The 18,164-nt window shown below is 61.6% G+C and carries 10 protein-coding genes; 7 read left to right on the top strand and 3 right to left on the bottom strand.

The window, feature by feature from the left end; all coding sequences use genetic code 11:
• Positions 1-133: 133 nt before the first annotated feature.
• On the bottom strand, positions 134-508 hold the full coding sequence (traA, locus tag ACQ4MJ_RS25910; protein WP_431153352.1) for a TraA family conjugative transfer protein: 375 nt from the start codon (positions 506-508) through the stop codon (positions 134-136).
• A gap of 137 nt (positions 509-645) precedes the next feature.
• Here traA and ACQ4MJ_RS25905 point away from each other — a divergent pair, with 137 nt between their 5' ends.
• From ACQ4MJ_RS25905 to ACQ4MJ_RS25880, 6 genes are all read left to right on the top strand, one after another.
• Positions 646-2,157, top strand: coding sequence for a conjugal transfer protein TraH (locus ACQ4MJ_RS25905; protein ID WP_431153353.1), 1,512 nt, complete (start codon positions 646-648; stop codon positions 2,155-2,157).
• Positions 2,154-5,993, top strand: a complete 3,840-nt coding sequence (locus ACQ4MJ_RS25900; RefSeq protein ID WP_431153355.1) for a conjugal transfer protein TraG N-terminal domain-containing protein — start codon at positions 2,154-2,156, stop codon at positions 5,991-5,993. Before ACQ4MJ_RS25905 ends, ACQ4MJ_RS25900 begins: the two co-directional genes overlap by 4 nt.
• 49 nt (positions 5,994-6,042) lie before the next feature.
• On the top strand, positions 6,043-8,856 hold the full coding sequence (locus ACQ4MJ_RS25895; protein WP_431153357.1) for a hypothetical protein: 2,814 nt from the start codon (positions 6,043-6,045) through the stop codon (positions 8,854-8,856).
• A 12-nt stretch (positions 8,857-8,868) separates the two neighbouring features.
• Positions 8,869-12,588 (top strand): hypothetical protein, encoded by a 3,720-nt coding sequence (locus ACQ4MJ_RS25890; protein WP_431153358.1) that lies wholly within the window; start codon positions 8,869-8,871, stop codon positions 12,586-12,588.
• Between the two features lie 160 nt (positions 12,589-12,748).
• A complete protein-coding gene (locus ACQ4MJ_RS25885; RefSeq protein ID WP_431153360.1) occupies positions 12,749-13,141 on the top strand; it encodes a hypothetical protein in 393 nt (130 codons plus the stop codon).
• Between the two features lie 8 nt (positions 13,142-13,149).
• Positions 13,150-13,476, top strand: coding sequence for a hypothetical protein (locus ACQ4MJ_RS25880; protein WP_431153361.1), 327 nt, complete (start codon positions 13,150-13,152; stop codon positions 13,474-13,476).
• A gap of 137 nt (positions 13,477-13,613) precedes the next feature.
• Here the strand turns inward: ACQ4MJ_RS25880 and ACQ4MJ_RS25875 are convergent, their stop codons facing one another.
• A complete protein-coding gene (locus ACQ4MJ_RS25875; RefSeq protein ID WP_431153362.1) occupies positions 13,614-14,951 on the bottom strand; it encodes a DUF1071 domain-containing protein in 1,338 nt (445 codons plus the stop codon).
• Between the two features lie 231 nt (positions 14,952-15,182).
• Entirely contained in the window at positions 15,183-17,645 is a 2,463-nt protein-coding gene (locus tag ACQ4MJ_RS25870) for a DNA topoisomerase (RefSeq protein ID WP_431153363.1), read from the bottom strand.
• 199 nt (positions 17,646-17,844) lie between these two features.
• Here ACQ4MJ_RS25870 and ACQ4MJ_RS25865 point away from each other — a divergent pair, with 199 nt between their 5' ends.
• On the top strand, positions 17,845-18,042 hold the full coding sequence (locus ACQ4MJ_RS25865) for a hypothetical protein (RefSeq protein WP_431153365.1): 198 nt from the start codon (positions 17,845-17,847) through the stop codon (positions 18,040-18,042).
• Positions 18,043-18,164: the final 122 nt, after the last annotated feature.

Genomic DNA, 18,164 nt, shown 5'->3' with positions numbered 1-18,164 from the left:
TGTGCCTGGCAGAGCCCGGCGGCCAAGAAGAGCGGTACAGCGAAGAAGCATTGGATTTTGTACATATTGGTTCCGGGAAACAAAATGGGGCGCCGAAGCGCCCCTGGGGAGGAGGGTAGGCGTGGAGCGCGCCTCAGATCGGCACAACGATGGAATGGCCCACCGTGATCACCCCATCGATCGCGCCGGGGCCGAAGCCCGCCACGAGTGCCATGGACACGCCGACCACAGCGGCCATGACCGACTGCTTGATCACGCCGATGCCCAAACCCACCAGCAGGCTGGAAATGGCCAGGGTTTTGCCCAGCACACCGTTGGTCCAGCCCGAGATTTGGTCATAGACCGTCTGGAACTCGGTGCCACCGGCTCCGGCGTGCGCCACAGTGGCCGCGCCCTGGGCAAGCGCCAGCACAACGAGTGCCCGCCCGGGCTTCTTGACTGCGCTGCTCAGGGGGCCGAAAACAACCTTTGCGCGCGCCCGGGCCGCGCTCATCCACGTACTTTGCATATCTAACTCCTACGAATTGGTTTGACTTGCCAATTTGTTTTGGCGGCGCTAGTATGTAACAAATCATGCCAAAAGTCTAATTGTTGCTTTTGTTTTGTTGCAAAACAAAAGCGGGCATGTGTTTCAAGGCACTTCAGATGACTCAAAAAACCCGCAAGCTGGCGATACGCCTCGTCTCCGCCGTCCTCGCCAGCACAATGGCCGTGACCTCCATGCCCGCAAATGCTGGCCTCAAAGAGGCCGTTCGCGGGATGTACATGTCCTCAGTGACAGATCCCCAGGCAGTCAGCACGTTGCGCGCCAATGGGTTCTACGGAGGGCAAGTTTCGGTCCGACCGATCACGCAGAACTTCACAGTCATCCAGTTTTCCCGGCCAAAGATCGATGCAGGCTGTGGCGGGATCGATGCGTTCTTCGGTAGCTTTAGCTTCATCAATGGCGAACAGTTCCAGCAGCTGATCCGCTCCATCATCGCGGTGGCGCCAGCGTTTGCCCTCAGGGCCGCCATCAAGGGAATGTGCGACAGCTGCGACGCCATCCTCTCTGAGCTTGAGGCCGCAATCCGGGAGATTAACGCCATGGCCCAGAACACCTGCGCCATCGCGAACGCGATGTTCGACAAGGATTCCTCGGACCGCGAGGCGCTCAGCACGCGGTGGCACAACGTCATGACCCACGCGTCAAACGCCTGGAGTCAGACCTCGGATGCCCTTGCGGGCCGGGCGAAAGCGAGCGCCACCACCCAGAAGGAGCAGGCCAAGGCGATTGCGACAGGCGACAACGCACCGGTCAAGATGACCGGGAACATCGTCTTCCAGGCCTTCAAGAACAACGATCAGCACGCCAACGTCTTGCGCGGCTACATGTCCGATGCCCAGGCCACGATGCTCCTGCTGTCCCTGTATGGGACATACGTCTTCCCGTCTGCAGACTCGGACCTCAATCCAAGTCGGGCAAGCGAGCCCTGCGGAACGGGCTCCTCCGAGCTGCGCTGCCTCAATTCGATTCCCTACGCGGCCCCAACCATCACCATCGATGAACTGCTGGAACCGAAAACGGCGACCAGCAGCACTGGACTCGAGGTCTGGAGCTGCAGCGACATTTCCACCAGCTGCATCAAGCTGAGCAAGAGCTCGCTCACGCACGCGGAGTGGCCGGGCGTCGCGGCAATGGTCAACCGCGCATTGTTTGGAACTGAGGACGTAACCACGATCAGCTCCATCCTCCCGGGTTCCATCGTCCACTCTGCCCTCTATGGTGGCGGCAGCGGCATGACGCCCGAGGCGCAGGCCATAGCCCGCGTGATGCCCGGCAACATCCTGCACATGGTGAAGGAAGCAAATCGAGCCGGTGGCGCTGGCTTCGCGACCACCATCGCGCTGAAGTACGCCCGAGGGGTGACGATCCACCTACGGTTCCAGCTTGCCAACAGCATCCGTCAAGTGATGTCCCGGACCCTCAACGACACGCGGGACCAATCGGCGCTTCACCAGATCGACCTCCTGCGCAGCCGCGCTGTGGCCGTGGAGCAGCAGACGGCACCCTACCTGAAGGCTGCGGTTGAGTACGACACCTCGGGCGAGATCGCAAAGATGGTGAGCGACATCGACAGGCTGCAGCAGATGAATGATGGAGGCCAGCGGCAATGAGCTTCTCCGTCTACACCCTGGGCGACACCGCGTTTGTCGCGAATGCGTTTCGCGCCGTGGCCATGTTCTTCGGCCAGGACGACTACATCGCAACGATGGTCAAGGCGGGCATGGTGATCGCGATCCTCGCCACCATCACCGTGGGTGTCCTCGAGCGGCAGTTCCGCCTGGACAAGCTACTGCTTCAGTTCGTCGTGGTCTCCTGCATCTTGGTGCCAAAAACCACAGTCAACGTGGAATCGGTGGACGGGTTTGCTGCGCCGCAGCTCATCGACGATGTGCCGATTGGGCTTGCCATGCCGATCTCGGTCGCCACGACGCTCGGCTACTCAGTGGGGAATCGAATAAGCATCGCGATGCGACCGGCCTGGTTCTCAGAGGTCGAGTTCTGTGACGATGAGAACCGAGCTGGCGCGACGGCGGCGCAGGGTTGCAGCATCATGCGCAGCGCTATGAAGGCCTTGTACTTCATCGTCAACTCAAACGTCACGCGCGACGATATGTGGGCATCGAACATCCAGCGATTCAATCGGATGTGCACCAAGAAGCCGCTGCCCGAATCCAACAAGCTCTATCGCTCGGGCAACGTCGTCGGGGAGTGGGAAAACTTCTGCGGCGATGGCGTGAACTCCGGCTACGAGATCATTTGGGTGGGCGCAGACACCTTCAGGGCCGAATCTGGCGCCTATGTGAACGCCGATGGCTCGTTCCCGCTGGTGACCTGCGCAACGGCATGCGAGAACATCGTTGGCACGTTGCGCGATAGTCCCTTCGTGCTCGCGGGCTGCAAGACCGGAAACTGCGAGGACCAGCTCAACAAGAATGTGGCCCGCCTCTTCCGGGCAAGCACTGACTTCGGCACCACGCTTGCCGACAAGTTCAAGAGCAGCATCGTTGCATCGTGTGTCATGAACGGACGCGGCAGCACCGGTGCCCTTTCCCGGGGATACACGAACGATGATGACCGCTCGATCGCGGTGTGCAACAAGTTCATGGGTCTCTACGACAAGGTGGTGGCAGCGGATTACACCCGCACCACGGCCGCCAGCGTCACCAACCTCGCCATGGTCACGCTCATCGCGATCTCCCCCTTCATGCTCATGATCGCCACGATGAATGTCATGTGGATGCTCAAGGCACTTCCCATGTACCTCATGTACATGATCTTCGCGGCCTGCCCCTTCGTAGTGTTCGCGATCGCAGACAACTACTTTGGGTCGAACCTGGAGAACATCATGAAGGCATACGCCGAAATGCTCACGGACCCCACCAGGTCCGCTTGCACCGGCGGTGGGCTGTGCATGTTCGAGTTCTCCGCGATGACCGAGCAGATCGTCGCAGCGATGGACACTGCCGCGACGATGGTCAGCGCAGGACCGTTCGCGCTGGTGGCCATCCTGGGCGGTATGGGCGCATCCAAGATGTTTGGCGGCGCCCCGGCCGCCGCTGGTGGCGGTGGCTCCTCCGGGCCAAAGGATGGCTCGGACGCATTTGCGAAGGCCCAAGTGGCACATGGCCGGTACTCCGGCAACGCCGAAGCACTACACGCGGCCCATCAGATGATTGGAACTGGTGCCCAACAGGCCATGATGAACGCGGCGCTGCTGAATCAGGGCGGGATGACCTTCGGCGAGACCAACAAGGCGGGCCAGACGACCGGATTTCAGAACCAGGGCGGCGTGGAAGGCTCCCGAACTGCAGATGTCGGGGTGAAGACCACTTCGTCAACCGGAAGCGGTACAGAAGTGGGAACTTCAAGAACTGGAGGCACTGGGATGATCTCCGGTACGTCCCAGTCGGTCCAGGCCACGCAAGGTTCGGAGGCTGCCTTGGGGACGTCCAGTTCAGCTAGAAATGGGGCGCGTGCCAGCCTGGACGTAGGCGCGGACGGAAAGCTAGGAACCAGCGCGCCTAGCGGAGGCGGTGGGAAGGGCGGGAAGGGGCCGCTGCCAGTTTCCGTTGGAGGCAGGCTGGGGGCATCTGCCGCGGCTGAACTGGCGACTGACCAAACGCGCTCAGACCGGAGGACAGCGGCGCTGCAGCACGGTCAAGGCGCGGTGCAAAGCAGCACGGGAAAGTTTGAAACTGGCGGAAGTGTCAACACTTCTGGCTTCAACCGTACGGGACTTGACAATTCAGCGGGAACTACTGAGTCGCAGCGACGTTCTGCTGGGGAGTCCGGTTCGCATGGTGGCTCGTCGTCGACGGAGTTCAGCGGCGCATCCCAGTACAAGACGCCGTCCTTCACGGCCATTGCTGCCCGCCTCCCCGCTGACGTCCTCTTCGGAGGCGGAAACACGACATTTGGCAAGGGCACGAGCTTCGCGATGCGCGAGTCCCTCATGGGGAAGCTGCGTGCCGCAGGCATGGACGCCAATGACGTCATGGGCATCCTCGGCAGGGTGGACCAAGAGTCCGCAAAGCTAGGCTCTCTCGGCGCGGCCTTGGGGCCAATCAATGGCTATGCCGCCGCAGTCTCGAATGCGCTTGGTGGGATGATGGCCCAAGGTGGACCCGATGCACTCAAGGGTGCCATTGGCGCAGCGGCGATCATGAACGACGGGGCCGCAGTGAAGGCGCTCTCGGCGCAACTGCAGGCAAGTCAGGGGGCCATTGCCGACGAGGGAAATCGCCGGGTTGGCGAGCAGCAGCCAGTAGCGGCGGCCGCTGGAGTCGCCGCGCTGCAGGCGCAGCAGCGCGTGGCGACAGCTCAAGAGCAGGCACCCACGGCCTTTGCGGCCGAAAGAGCGAAAGCAGAAGGAGCCATTGCGCAAGGCAAGTCGGCCGCAGGCACGCTAAACGTCGCAGGGGTGGAAGGTGCATACGCCAAAGCGCTTGCCACGATTGGCGGCGTTGATCCGAAGAACGCTTCGCTGGGAGCTGCGATTTCCAAGCTTGGAGATCTGGCGAAGACCACTGTGGGTGAAGCCCGCGGAGCTCTCAAGGCAATGGGGATGTCCGACGGGCAGATCGATGCTCTGGGGGTAGGCGCCGGCGTCGCAGCGGGCGCGATCGTTGGCGCTCAAGCCGCAAGCGCCATCCGAGGCGCCGTCACAGCGACCGGCGCCGCGGTCGCCGCAGTGCGGAGCTCCCCGGCCGCAGCCGCAGCCGCCCTTGAGAAGCTCGGAGCCGCAGCAGGGATGGGTAAAGGCCGGATGCGTGGTGCCGTCGCCGATATTGCAAACCACGGCGCGAGGTCGCTCGGTTCGATAGCTGCGTCTCTTACCGAGGCAGCTGCCAATCCTGCTGCGCGCCATGCGCTTCGGGCCGCGGGACTCGCCGGCAGGATGCTGCCGGGAGTGGGATGGGCAATCACGGGGATTGAGGTGGCCAACTTCATCTCGGAGCAGACCACAGGCAAGAGCCTGATGCAGCACGGAACCGAAGCGTGGAACTCGGCTACCGGCGGCACCCCTAGTCCTGCGCCTGCGTCGCCCTCGAGCGGGGCGTCTGCTGGCACCGCGGGAGGCTCGCAGCCGCTTGCCAACTATGGCGCTCCCCAAGTTGATCATGGAGGTGCTGCACCGTTCTCACCTGCACCAGGCCAAGCGGGCGGCGGACTTGGGAGTGGGACCACGTCCTTTGGCGCCGTAGGCGGTGCGGTCCCCGGCCTGACAGGGAGCGTCGGGGGAGGCCTTCCCGGCGCAGCCACGATCGACATGGGGATCCAGGGTCAGGGCACAGCGCAGGCAACGACAACCACTGGCTTTTCCGGCGGGTCTGTATCGGGCGCCGTAGCAGCTCCGGGTTCCTCGACCTCCAAAAAGATGGACGCAGCGTTGAAGCTGCTTGACACGGGCGGGGCCTCGTCCAGGGGGAGCTCACCAATCCTCTAGTTGCCTGCGTACCTGAAACAGCAAATCCCTCAAGACTTGGAAATAATTCATGAGTACCAAGAAAGCATTTCTTGCGGCACTGGCGTTCCTGGCCACGTCTGCCGCCCTAGCCGCACCAATCACGGTCAAGAACAATTCGACATCAGGCAGATCAATTGGCCTTGAGATCAAAACGCTCAGTGGGGCCTGGGTTAAGTCCGTGCCATCGATTTTGCCGGGGGTTACTGACACCTCGAACTTCACGCAGGTGACTATTGTCTCTATCAAGAACAATGGCTCCGATTCCATGTGCGTGTACGTTTCTTCTGCACCGACACTATGCCGAGAGCAAATTGGTGGAGCGTCACGGCAGTACAACCACACGGATGGTGAAACCTACGTGGTGGACAAGTACGTGGATCCCGGCTGCTCTGCCGCGCCCCTGGGATGGGGCACGGGCAACATTTGTACTGCCAACACTGCGGCAGCGAGCAATGGCGCTAGCCAGAGCCTGACCAATGCCGCCGCTGGCGCCACCGGCACCGCTACCGCGACGTGTTCCGCCGGAACCTGGTCCGTGAGCGCGCCCACGTGTACAGCCAGCCTGGCCTCTCCAGTCGGCTTGTTCGCAACTGATGGCACCAACGCTAGTTCCATCAACACGACGTGGGGCGCGGTTGCTGGCGCCAGTAGCTACCGCTTGCAGTACCGGAAGAAGGGCACGCCAGGCTGGACGGATCTGGCGACTCCTACGGCGGCCTCGTACGACTGGACGGGTGTCACAGATGAAAGCATCTTTGAGTTCCAGGTTCGTGCCGAAAGCGCCCTTGGTTCGTCGGCATGGAGTGCGCTGGACGCCGGCAACATCCGGCCCAAGATCGCTCCCGTGTTCGTGTCCCAATCTGGCATTCCTGCAAAGATTGGCACAGGCCAGTCATTTTCCTACTCGCAGATCTGGAGAAACACGGGGTCGGAGACGTGGTCAGGGGGGCCTCACGGCACTGGACCGGACTCGCCCGGCGACACGAGTGTCTGGGGCGCAGGCTTCGCTGCGTTCAGCGGGTCGATTGCCACGGGTAGCAACACCACGACCTCGCTCACGGCCACAGCTCCAACCACTCCAGGCGTCTACCAGCTGCGCCGCATCTTCTGGAAAGCTGGAGTTCCATATGGTGTCGCATCGGCTGCCGCAAGCGTTGAAGTGGTCGGCCCTCCAACTTGCGGAGGTGTATCTCCCAGTGTGGCCACGACATACAACGCCAACGGGACGGTAACAGTGAGCCTGCAAGGCCCAGTGTCGGTCGAGACAGCCATTGTCAAGGCCTGGGGCGAAGTCAGCGGCCAAGATGATGCCAAGGATTATCCAATGGCGCTGAACGGGCCCAACTGGACGGCCACGATCCCCGTCGCCGATCACCTCGTCGTCGGCGAGTCCAAGATCAACTTCGCCGCGCGCGTCGGCAATTCCTTGTTCACCCCCGTGCAATGCGCATCCTCGTCCGTCACGTTTCAGCAGTTGCCGGACCCCGTTGTGACGCTGACCCCGACCGTAGGCTCCTTTGACGCCGGCGCAGGCAAGGCTGGGTTCGTCGCAGCCCGGCGCGACGGCGTATTCGCGAACATCAAGGTCGATCTCGGCGCCTTCTCACATTTGAAAACAGACATCGAGTTCGTTGACCCCGGCCACGCCGACCTGGGGGTTCCCCTCAATGGAGCGTCTGCTGGCGTCGACATCCCCGCACGTCTCGTCGAATCGAAGCTCGTACCGGAGGTGCCTGCTTGGTCATCACAGAGTGTGATTGTCCGCGTCAAATATGCCGACCCAGACGCCGCCTCGCAGAACAAGACCTGGGCCGACACCATTTCGGTTTTGGTGGCGCCGTCCGATATGCAGGTTTCAGCCACTGGCACTGTCGGAATACCTCCAACGGTCAACGCCCAAGTCCACGCGGGAGGAAGCTTCGATACAGCAACTCATGGGCCATTCCTGGGAGGCATTCGCACGATTGCCGATGGGGCGGCTGCGTCTGGCTTTGTCGCGGTCGGGAGCAACGGCGAATGGGGCGCAAGCGACTTGGACTACTCGCGGTTGTACCGGGCTCAATTGGTCGCCGTCGCGCGCGCTGTGCCCCCGGAAGGCGTCACGCTGATCAAGCCCATCGAGTTTCTGAGCGCACCATTCTCGCTTCCTGTACAGCTCGTTCGCTCGCTGGCGGCGACGGACGGCACGCTCGAAGAGGTGGTCCGTGTCAGCTGGCTGGCGCCGGCCGACGGCGGCGATGGCTTTACGTTCGACGTCTATCGCGATTCCACGCTGATCTCCTCAGGAAAGTCTTCCGTCGAGCTGGACGACATTCCTCCAGTTCGCGGTCAGGTGTACAGCTACAAGGTGTCCGCGAAGCTCAACACCGCCACTTCCCCTGAAGCCCAAGACCCTGGTCATCTTCCAGCGTGTTTTGCGCCGAGGGTGGAGGATGCCCTTGTGAACGGCGTCATGCAGGCTGAGCTGGTCGCCCTCTCGCGGTGGCTCCAGTGCGTTGGGGATGCCGTGATTTCTGTCGCATTCGACGGCGGCGGCGCCCAACCAGTGGCCTTCCAAATAGCTGCTGGTTCGGACTATAGGCATGCGGCAATTGACATATCCGGACTTGCAGACGGAAACCATACAGCGGTGTTTTCTGTCGGCCAGGCTGGAGGGCTCCTAAACGGCGACCGAAGCCAGTCGTTCAGCTTCTCCATCAATCGTGCCGGGCTGTTGCCGACGGATGTGACCATTCTTCACAACGGCAAGACAGCATCCGACGGCGTGCTCACGGACTCCATTGGCCGGTTTGGCATCCAGCTGCAGGGCGGCTCCATCGACTTTGCACAGCCTCTGAACTGAGGAGGACTTCCCATGTACAAAAAAGCACTCCCCATCACATTCCTGTTGGCTGCCACCTCGCTCTATGCGGCCGAGGCAAACTTCTGCGAAATCTCCGGCCAGGACGGTTGTGGTCTCGGCGCCGCGGTTGTCAACCCAGATTCGACGCCCGTACTCGTTCTCCGAGGCCACGCCCTCTCGGACTCGAACAAGCCCGCGATTTCAGGGACGATGACCGTCGAGCACCAGGAGAGCGGCAACAAGGTTCAGATCAAGCTGTCCAAGGTGTTCCGGCCGTCGCTCACGGCGTCCAAGTTGGCGGGCAAGAGCGAGACTTCCGTCGCACGCGAGAAATGGATGACTGGCCTGGAAGGTGCCGTCTACACGTCGTCGCTCGCATCTGGGCAATACAACATCGTCGCCCTGAGCCTCAACTACGAGGGCGAGGGGGTCAAGGAGCTCAAGCTCGATGCGAACTCAGCCGGGGCATTCCGCATCGAGGCTCCCATTTCTGGTACGCAGGGTATCGCTCTGATGAGCAAGCAGGGTGACCTGTTGAGCGAGTTGAACGTCTCGAAGGGCCTGGGCGCGTGGCGTGTGGCGGGGTACAAGGCGATGAGGGATGGCGAGTACAAGCTCAGCGTCTCCTTGGGCAACTTGACGAAGACAAAGTCGTTCTCGCTGCAGCGTCCAGTACGCTCTTTGGCATCCAGTCTCCCCAACGTGGTCGATTTCCCGGGCGCCGGCGTCAAGCTCACTTCGGTGGACACGATGAAAGGCACGGGGATGCAGGGGCGCCGGGAACTGGTGAACGATAGCGACAAGGCATTCGTCATCAATGGTACGCGCGTGGAGCCTGGCCAGGGCGCGTCAGTGGACTTTACGGCTGGAACGGCGGCGGCGCTGCTGTCCGACGATACCCCCGGGACCGGGGTCCGCAAGGTCAAGCTGTTCAACACGGCGCCTGACGGAAACAACTTTGAGATTTCGCTCAACCGCTGGCGCGTCGAGGACAGGGTGGCGGTGACGGCGAGCAAACCGTCTGCGGCCGTCAAGGTCGAGGATGTCGACGTGACTGTGAAGCTCTCCGGCGCCGGCGCCGACAGCTGCTCCATGCTCCGCACCTATTCCGAGTCAGACCGTCTCTTCGAGATGGACTCAGTGGTTTGTGCAATACAGTGGAAGGACACGGCCGGCATTCCTCCGAACCGGTTCTCACCCGCAGCCCTCCAGGGACCGCCGCTTGCGGTCGGGCCGAATCAGCTTCAGTACGTGCCTGGTGTTATCTACACGAACCCCCTCACAAAGAGGAGTGCGTTCTATCCGTCCGCAGAAGGCGCGAAGTCGTTCTCGATTGAGGGAACTGTGCCAGCGCCGATCAAGCTCGCATTCACGCCTTACGTGAGCTACAACCCCTACTATGCCCAGATGGCGCTGCCGGAGACCACAAAGCTGGTGAAGGTCTCGCCCGAGGGGGGGGAGCAGCTGGTGGGCAATGTTGGGGTGACTGGTGCGCACAAGGGCATTCGGACGCGCGTTGCCGTTGGTCAAAACTCCCGGGAATTCCTCTCTTCGTTCCAGTCGGCCGCCTATGCCGTGACCGCAGGGATCAGCGAGTCGTTGGGAACAAAACCTGTCTTGGTAGAGGCTTGGTACGACCGTGCGCCTGAGCACAAGGTGTCGCTCGCGTTCGATGTGATGGGCGTCCCGATGGGCCCGCGGGTGTTCATGGACCGGGAGCTTGTGAGCCATACCCTCAGCCCGTCTGTGGTGACCGGACGGCTCGCAGAGTCGGTGGGCTCCCGCCTGGAGTACGCACCAGAAAAGCACGGGAAGTGGGAGATTGCCGTCGTGGACGCCGCCAGCGGGACTCCACACGGGAATCGGGTGGGCATTGACGCGCAAGGGCAGTTCTCTGTGGATCTGGGCGTGCTGACGCCAGGCCAGCGCCGGATGAAGGCCATCGCCTACCTGATCGATGCGAACGGAGCTGTGTCGGACTTCAAGACCACGACGGTGCAGGACTTCTATCTCACCACCTACGACGGCCGCGCACCGGTGTTCAAGGTCAGCGCGAAGACGGCAGCCGGTGCCATTCCCTTTCCGGCGCAGGTGTCCGCAGCGTTTGAAGAGCCCGAGCTCTACAAGGTGGCCGAGACAATTCAGTGGTCGGTGTCGTCGGACAATGGGACGACATGGGCTCCCATGCTTGATGACAAGGGTCGGCCCTACGTTGGTCAGTCGCTGAACAGCCGGTTCAGCGAGCCTGGCACCTACCTGGTGCGAGGCTTTAGCCGGAACAAGTACTCGAAGCAAGACTTTACCAGTCCGCCCCTGCAGCTACTGGCCTACTCTGGTGGTTCTATTGTCATCGACGGACCTACCGCGGCCAACGTAGATACCCCAGTTGAGCTGAAATCGGTTGTCACAGGATTTGGATCGCCGGTGTACAAGTGGGCGCTTTCGTTCGGGTCTGATGCTGCCGCGGCGATTGGCGCAGGATCCGGACAAACCTTCCAGTTCACGCCGAAGGCTGCGCAGAACTACACGGTCACGTTGTCGGTGAAAGACTCCACTGCGCCCGATGAACCACGGAGCTGGACGTCCAAGGTGTTCGGCCTCAAGGCTGTCCAGCCGCTCACGGCCAGGGCTTCGATCGACGGCCCGCGCGTCGTGGAGACTGGGAAAACCTACCGGTACACCGCGAAGATCAACGATGTGGTGTCTTCGTCGTCCACGAAGAACTATGTTGTGCGCGGCGCGTGGCTCTTGCCCGACGGGTCCAGGGTAGAGGGCATGGAGATTGATCTGTCCATCGCTCCTGGCCAGACGGCCGTGAACTACCTCACCTGGGTGGATGGTCGTCCCGAGGTGACTGCCACGTCGGTGTTTCCCATCAGCGCCTGGTCCTACGGATGGCCGGACTGGAAGATCGATGTCACGGTGAACGAAAAGACCGTGCCAGCGACCCTGCGCTACAACCTGGCTATGGTTGGCAGGACGGCTTCCGAATTGCGTGGTGAGCCGCTCACCGTGACCTGGAGCTTGCCTGAGAATATGAGGCAGCTCTCCGGCAGCGGCATGAACGGCACCTGGGAAATCACCCAACCAGGCCGCTACCAAGCATTGGCCCGGGTCGCCGACTCTCGCGGCAACATCACCGACGTGACGACGGCCGAGATTGAAGTGCTGCCGGCACCCAAGGTGGGCGGCGCCATGACGGTGGTGTCTCCATACGGCGCGGCCAAGTACTATGCCCCGGGGGCATACACGGTTAGCTATCGCATCGAGAGCCTTCCGCGGGGTGACCGCTTTTCCACGAACGAGCTCATCGTGAACGGGAACAAGCAAGGCGAGTTCACTGGGTCCTCGGCGATCATCAAGGTGGAGTCCCCCGGCGACTACGACATCAAGGTTCGCACGCTGACGCAGCTGGGCAACTACGGTGAATCGTCCGAGACCATCGTGATGAAGCCAGCGCCGGCACCGACCTGTAACGTGAAGTCTACTGGGACGACCTCCGGGACGACCTACACGGCGGACTGCATGGTGGAAGCGGGCAACATTGCGTCGTATGACTGGCGTTTCAGCGTGGACGGCACCGAGCAGGTCGTGAAGAGCAAGAGCGCGTATGTCCGGCAGGCCTGGTATGGCAAGGCCACGGACCTCAAGCTCACGGTGACTTCGACCCTGGGAGCCACCGCGCAGCTCACCCAACCGGCGCCGGTGGCCGTTCCACCGGCTGGTCAGTAGGGGGGACTTGAAGGAAGGATGGCGGGCTTCGGCCCGCCTTTTTCGTTGTTACCACCCGTGAAGCGGCAAATCAGGACGAATCCAATGTCGGATTGCCCTGGAGGTAACTTTGAAATGTCTTTTGAACAACAGCAACTCAACCGAACACGAGCGTCGGTAAATGGTCCCCAGTTCTGCGCAGGCGAAGGTCGAGGTTCTCTTCATCTACGCGACGGCGCGCCGGCGCCTGCGCCTTGCGCTGCGCAGAGCTGTCGCTCGCACTGCGGGCGGCCTTGGCCTGGCGGTATTTGCACTCTCACTGGATCTTGGCCAGGTTCGCGACCCGGTGCTTCTCTTTGCAGCCATGTTGATGGCCTACACGTGGATCACTGGGATCTCGGCCGTCAGATTGCACACCCGGTTCATGGTGAACGCGAGGTCGCTGCTTCCACAGGAGCTGTACCTGCGAATAAGGAGCCTTGATGACTTCGACGCGTTGGGATTCATCATCAAGATTGGTACGCAAGGACGAGGACACGATGGGACTACAGCAGAGGGGCGTGACCAGGAGTGAGGTGCACCATGGGTAGCTCAACGTTCCAGCTGTCTTTGGGCCTGGATGCGCCGCCGATTCAACTGGTGCGCCAGGTCGGTACCGATGGCATCAGCGACCCGGTCTGGAAAGGGAATTGGCAGGTGCGTAGCTTTCATGGCTTTCACCAAGCTCGCGAGGGCGGGGTAGGGCAGTGGACGTTCTATGTGTCGAGCTTCTCGGCTCGGGCACGCGATGGCGGTGGGCATTGCAATGTGCTCATTTTCGGCGGCGGCCTTGAGCGGGTGCCTATCGATGCGAAGGACAGGATCACCATCCTCGGCCGCAAGTACGGCAGATCACGCTGGACACACTAGCGCTACGCCACATCCCAAACCCGGTTCATCTGACGATGGCCGGGTTTTTTTCGTCCGGGCTAGCTGATGAGCGTGCGGGCAAAAAAAACCCAGCCAAATGAATGGCTGGGCTTCTGGTTGCTCCTCACGCACGTGCATCACTGCACCGGGGTGGGATCGAGCGCCTTGAGCGCTTTCTCGAGCTTTGGGATTGGCACTGTGGCGAGGTCGGCCGTGGGATCTTCACCCAACCATTGCATCAGCTTCTGGCGGTCGGCAGGCTTGTCCTTTCCGGTCTCCTTGAGCTTCGCCAGAACCTTGCGCGCGGCTTCTTCGGCTTGCCTTGCAACGACCTTCAGGATTCGCTGGTGTTGCACTTCGGACAGGGACGAAATGTCCGTGTCTTCAGGTTCGCCCAGCCAAACAAGCAGCTTGCGATTGTCCGCATCAGAGTCGCGGCCAGCGCGTCGGATAGCCTCGATCACTTCTTGTGCAAGTTTGCCCACCCTGGGACTAGCGGCGGATGCCGTTTGGTGTGGTGACGTGCTGCGAGATGTGGAGGCCACATCCGGTGTCCGAGCTTCCTGTTGGGCGGGTGGTGCCGATTTGGCACTTCCCCGCTTCGCAGTACGCGCTCCGGCCGAGCCTTCTGCGTTGCCGTGCAGCGCCTCGAGGTCCTCCTGTGCGTACACCGCCAGGCCATACCCGGTGGTCTCGGCAATGGCTCGGGTGAGGCAGCGCATGATCGAGCGATTCCAGTCCGTCACCGTGGGCGCGAGGAGCGCCTGGTGATCGAGCTTTTTCTCGCCGGCCTTTACCTTGGCCATCTGGACCCCCATGATGGGGAGCCACTCGACGTGCTCCACCGGGTGCTCGCCATCTGTGTAGCTGACCTGCACAGCGACCGAGTACGTGTTGTTGATGCGTGTGTACGGCAGCCGTTCGATCACCCCGCTTTCCGGGTTGGGAACGTCGGAACACAGCACCTCGAACCGAAAGTCAGGATGCACGATCCTGGCGGCAGAGTACGCGACGGCCCACTCCACATACTCGCTGTTCGACCCCGGCTTTTCCGCGACCGGCGGCATGACCGCTGCGAGGTGGCTACCGGGTTGAACGTTGAGCGACGCGAGGAAGGCACCTACGTCTTCACCGTGACCACCGTAGAGGCTCATGCCGATGCCGTGGCACATGGCCAGGGTCTTGGCAAGCGCACGCTTCTGCGAGTCGTTCACGTCACGCGCGGTGATCAGGTCAGCAGGTATTGCGCGATACTTGGCATCCATGATCGGCAGGTACACAACCTGGCCGTCAGCCTCCACCGCAACGACCCCGCCGCCAAAGAATTTCAGCCACGGGGAGCCATTGAAGGCGACCATCTTGTGTCGGGGACGGCCTGCGAGAGCAAGACCGGTTGGCCAGGGAAGATAGTTCTTGCCTTCCACCGTAGCCACGAGTCCCTTGATCGGGACGCTCAAGCCTTCGAAGAACTTCATATTTCGTACCTTTCCATGAATTGAGGGACCATCCCCCTATGGACAGGAATTGCGAGTTGGGCGCCGATAACCGCGCGGTGGCCCCGCGCGCGGACGCTTGCCCTACTGAGAGTGGACGAATACGTTTGCGTGGTGAGTTATTTGGGAAGGCATGAAAGCCAAGGCATCCATTCATCCAATGCGGCGAAGGGAACACGGTGCTGTTCCATCGCCGTGCAGGTTCTTGTGCGCCTATCCCTTGCTCTTATCGAGCCATACAAAATCGAGCTTTCCTGTTTCGGCCACGAGTTTCAACCCAGCATCGAACTTGTTCTTCGTTCTTGGCGAGACGAAACCCCGCACGGCCGCAATGCTGCCTTTCTCCAGGAGCTGGCGGAGCATGTTGTCCGTGAGGGTGCGTCCGCAGATCTCGCGCCAGACCTTCAAGCCGCAGCCGGGGCATTGCGCGAGAGCTGGCTTGATGTAGGCGGTCCCACCGCACTTGAGGCAACGGCAAGTGGCCGTGCCACCCGCGGAGTCGGCGTCAAAAACAAACGTGAGTGCTTTGCCATCGAGCTTCAGTCCAGCGATGAAATTCGCCTTCTTCTTCGGGCTGTAGAACCCTTGCAGCCGTTCCAGGGCCTCTCCATTCAGCAGCCGGGACATCTCCTCATCGGATAGACGTCGCGTGGCGATCTCCCGGCGCTGCTCGTAGCCGCATCCAGAGGCGCACCGGAAGACTCCCGGCAGCGCCAGCACATGGGCGCGGCACTGGGGGCAGGGCGCCGCCAGCGAAGGAGCATCCTTGGCAGGCATGGCCACCGCCGCTCCCTGCAGCTTGTCAACGAGGTTGCTCGCGTTCTCCCGCAGGGCGGCCATGAATGCCTCGCGCTGCAGCTGGCCCCTCTCGACCAGTGCGAGCCGGTGCTCCCACTCGCCAGTGGTCTGTGCCGAGGCCAGAAACCCCGCACCGCACCCTCGCAACAGGTCGATGAGGCTGCATGCCTTCTCCGTGGGAGCCAGGTGGCCCTTCGTCCTGAGGAGATAGGGTTCCTTCGTGCGTCCATAGCTCTTCCCGTCGTCGAGCAATCCCTCGATGGTCGCAGCGCGTGTCGCCGGCGTCCCGAGGCCCTTGTCCTTCATGGCCGCGCGCTGCTCCTCTTCGTCGACGAGCTTTCCCGCCGTCTCCATGGCTCCGAGCAGAGTGGCTTCGGTGTAGCGCAGGGGAGGGGTTGTCTTGCCAGCAACGAGCTGGAGGTCCTGTACCTGTGGAATCTCGCCGTCGCTGAGTGCGCAGAGAGATGCCTCGCCCGCGTGGACAGGTTTCCCGTCGTCGCCAAGCTCGTCGAGGACCTCAAGCCATCCGGCGCTCTGGAGCACCCGGCCCTTGCTGATGAACGTTTGACCGGCGACCAGCGTTGTGCGTACGGTGTTGACGAACTGCGCCGAGGGGAAAAATGCCGCGATGAAGCGTCTGGCCACCAGTTCGTAGATGCGCTTCTCATCGTCCGAGAGCTGATCCGAGATCACTCCGGTTGGAACAATTGCGAAGTGGTCGCTGATCTTGGTGTTGTCGAAGATCCGCTTGTTGAACCGGACCATGCCTCCGGTCAACGCCTTCTCGGCCAGATGTCCCCATGGGGTGGCCCGCAGTGCTTCCATGGTCGTTTTTGCGGTATCCAGGTAGTCCTCGGGCAGCGCGCTGCTGTCCGTGCGAGGATAGGTCGTCATCTTGTGGCGCTCGTACAGGCTTTGAGCGATGTCCAGCGTCTTCTGCACGGGAAACTTGAAGCGCTTGTTGGCCTCCCGCTGCAGGGTCGTGAGGTCAAACAACCGTGGAGGATGCTGTGTAGCAGGCTTGACCACCTCATCGACCTTCTCGACTGGGCGACCTGCGCATTGAGCCAGCATGGCCTCGGCAGCCCGTTTGTCAAAGAGTCTCGATCCGTTGTTTTCGCCAGAGGCTTTTTCGATGGACGTCTCCTCAGGGGTGTTGTCCGCCGCCGCGGCACGCCACTTGCCCTTGTAAGAACCGGTTCGCGCGCCAAAGGTGCCCACAAGCTCCCAAAAATCACGTGCTTTGAAGTGCGATATCTCCCGCTCGCGGTCCACCACCAGGGCCAGCGTTGGCGTCTGCACGCGCCCGGCCGAGGCGGACTCGCGGATGCCACTTTGGAGCTCCCGAGTGCTCATCACTGCCCGGCTGGCATTGATACCGATCAGCCAGTCGGCTTCGCTTCGGCTGCGCGCCGCGGCCGCAAGGTTGTCCAACGTTGCAGCAGGTCTTGCGGCGTGAAAGGCGCTGCGCAGCGCGTCTTGGGTCATCGACTGGCACCACATGCGCATCACCGGCTTTCGACAGTTCGCCTTTTCGAGGATCAGGCGGAAGATGAGCTCCCCTTCGCGGCCGGCGTCGCAGGCGTTCACCACACTGGTGACATCCGACCGCCTCATGAGGCTGGCAATCACGTCGAATTGCGCCTGTGTCTTTTCGATCACCCGAAGGTCGAACCGCTCTGGCAGGAGGGGGAGGCCCGCGAATCCCCGCGGTGCTTCTGACGCCGCCGGGACATGAAGCTCCACCAGGTGCCCGACTGCGCCGGTGATGAGGACATCCGAGCGCTCGAAGACCGACCCTCGCCGGTTGAAGCCGCCCAGGGCCTTTGCGATGTCTGCAGCAACAGAGTTCTTCTCTGCGATGACGAGCGTGGTCATTTCGTCCTTTCAGGTCGGTTAATTTGGTACGGGCAATGCAAGTAGTGCAGTCCAGCCTTGCTGCTGCGCGTAACAATTCTATCCATCGTCGATACGGATTGTCGCGACTGCGGTTATCAGTTCTGCTCCGGCAAATGGCACTGAATGGGCGTCCAAAAAAGCAATCGCTTTTGCGCCTTGATCACCCCAACGGAGCCATATGAGCAGCATTGAGCGTTTCTACGTCCTTCTTGAGCTGGAAATTGACACAGCCCGCTCCATCACCCCCATCAACTGGGACTTCGGTGCCCTCCTGGAAATGTCACCCGACGAATCCGTGGATGCGACCGTGTATCAGGCCAATCAAGGCCTCGACGTCCGCCTGCGCCTCTCCGAAAAGGGCATGCGCGAAATATGAGTGAGAGTTGTACTGCCCCGTTGGGCGGTACAACTCTCCCTTCCATGCCTGAACCAAAGACCCGGTTCTCAGGGCTCAATTTCACGGGCGAACAAATAACAATTAGAATAACAATTCCCAAA

The organism is Acidovorax facilis (assembly GCF_050626955.1).
Lineage (GTDB): Bacteria > Pseudomonadota > Gammaproteobacteria > Burkholderiales > Burkholderiaceae_C > Acidovorax > Acidovorax facilis.
The sequence above is the reverse complement of the archived record's forward strand: the minus strand, read 5'-3'. Positions and strand labels throughout refer to the sequence as shown.

Coding starts and splice junctions, on each gene's coding strand:
- traA (WP_431153352.1), bottom strand. CDS start 508: ATGCAAAGTACGTGGATGAGCGCGGCCCGGGCGCGCGCAAAGGTTGTT.
- ACQ4MJ_RS25905 (WP_431153353.1), top strand. CDS start 646: ATGACTCAAAAAACCCGCAAGCTGGCGATACGCCTCGTCTCCGCCGTC.
- ACQ4MJ_RS25900 (WP_431153355.1), top strand. CDS start 2,154: ATGAGCTTCTCCGTCTACACCCTGGGCGACACCGCGTTTGTCGCGAAT.
- ACQ4MJ_RS25895 (WP_431153357.1), top strand. CDS start 6,043: ATGAGTACCAAGAAAGCATTTCTTGCGGCACTGGCGTTCCTGGCCACG.
- ACQ4MJ_RS25890 (WP_431153358.1), top strand. CDS start 8,869: ATGTACAAAAAAGCACTCCCCATCACATTCCTGTTGGCTGCCACCTCG.
- ACQ4MJ_RS25885 (WP_431153360.1), top strand. CDS start 12,749: ATGGTCCCCAGTTCTGCGCAGGCGAAGGTCGAGGTTCTCTTCATCTAC.
- ACQ4MJ_RS25880 (WP_431153361.1), top strand. CDS start 13,150: ATGGGTAGCTCAACGTTCCAGCTGTCTTTGGGCCTGGATGCGCCGCCG.
- ACQ4MJ_RS25875 (WP_431153362.1), bottom strand. CDS start 14,951: ATGAAGTTCTTCGAAGGCTTGAGCGTCCCGATCAAGGGACTCGTGGCT.
- ACQ4MJ_RS25870 (WP_431153363.1), bottom strand. CDS start 17,645: ATGACCACGCTCGTCATCGCAGAGAAGAACTCTGTTGCTGCAGACATC.
- ACQ4MJ_RS25865 (WP_431153365.1), top strand. CDS start 17,845: ATGAGCAGCATTGAGCGTTTCTACGTCCTTCTTGAGCTGGAAATTGAC.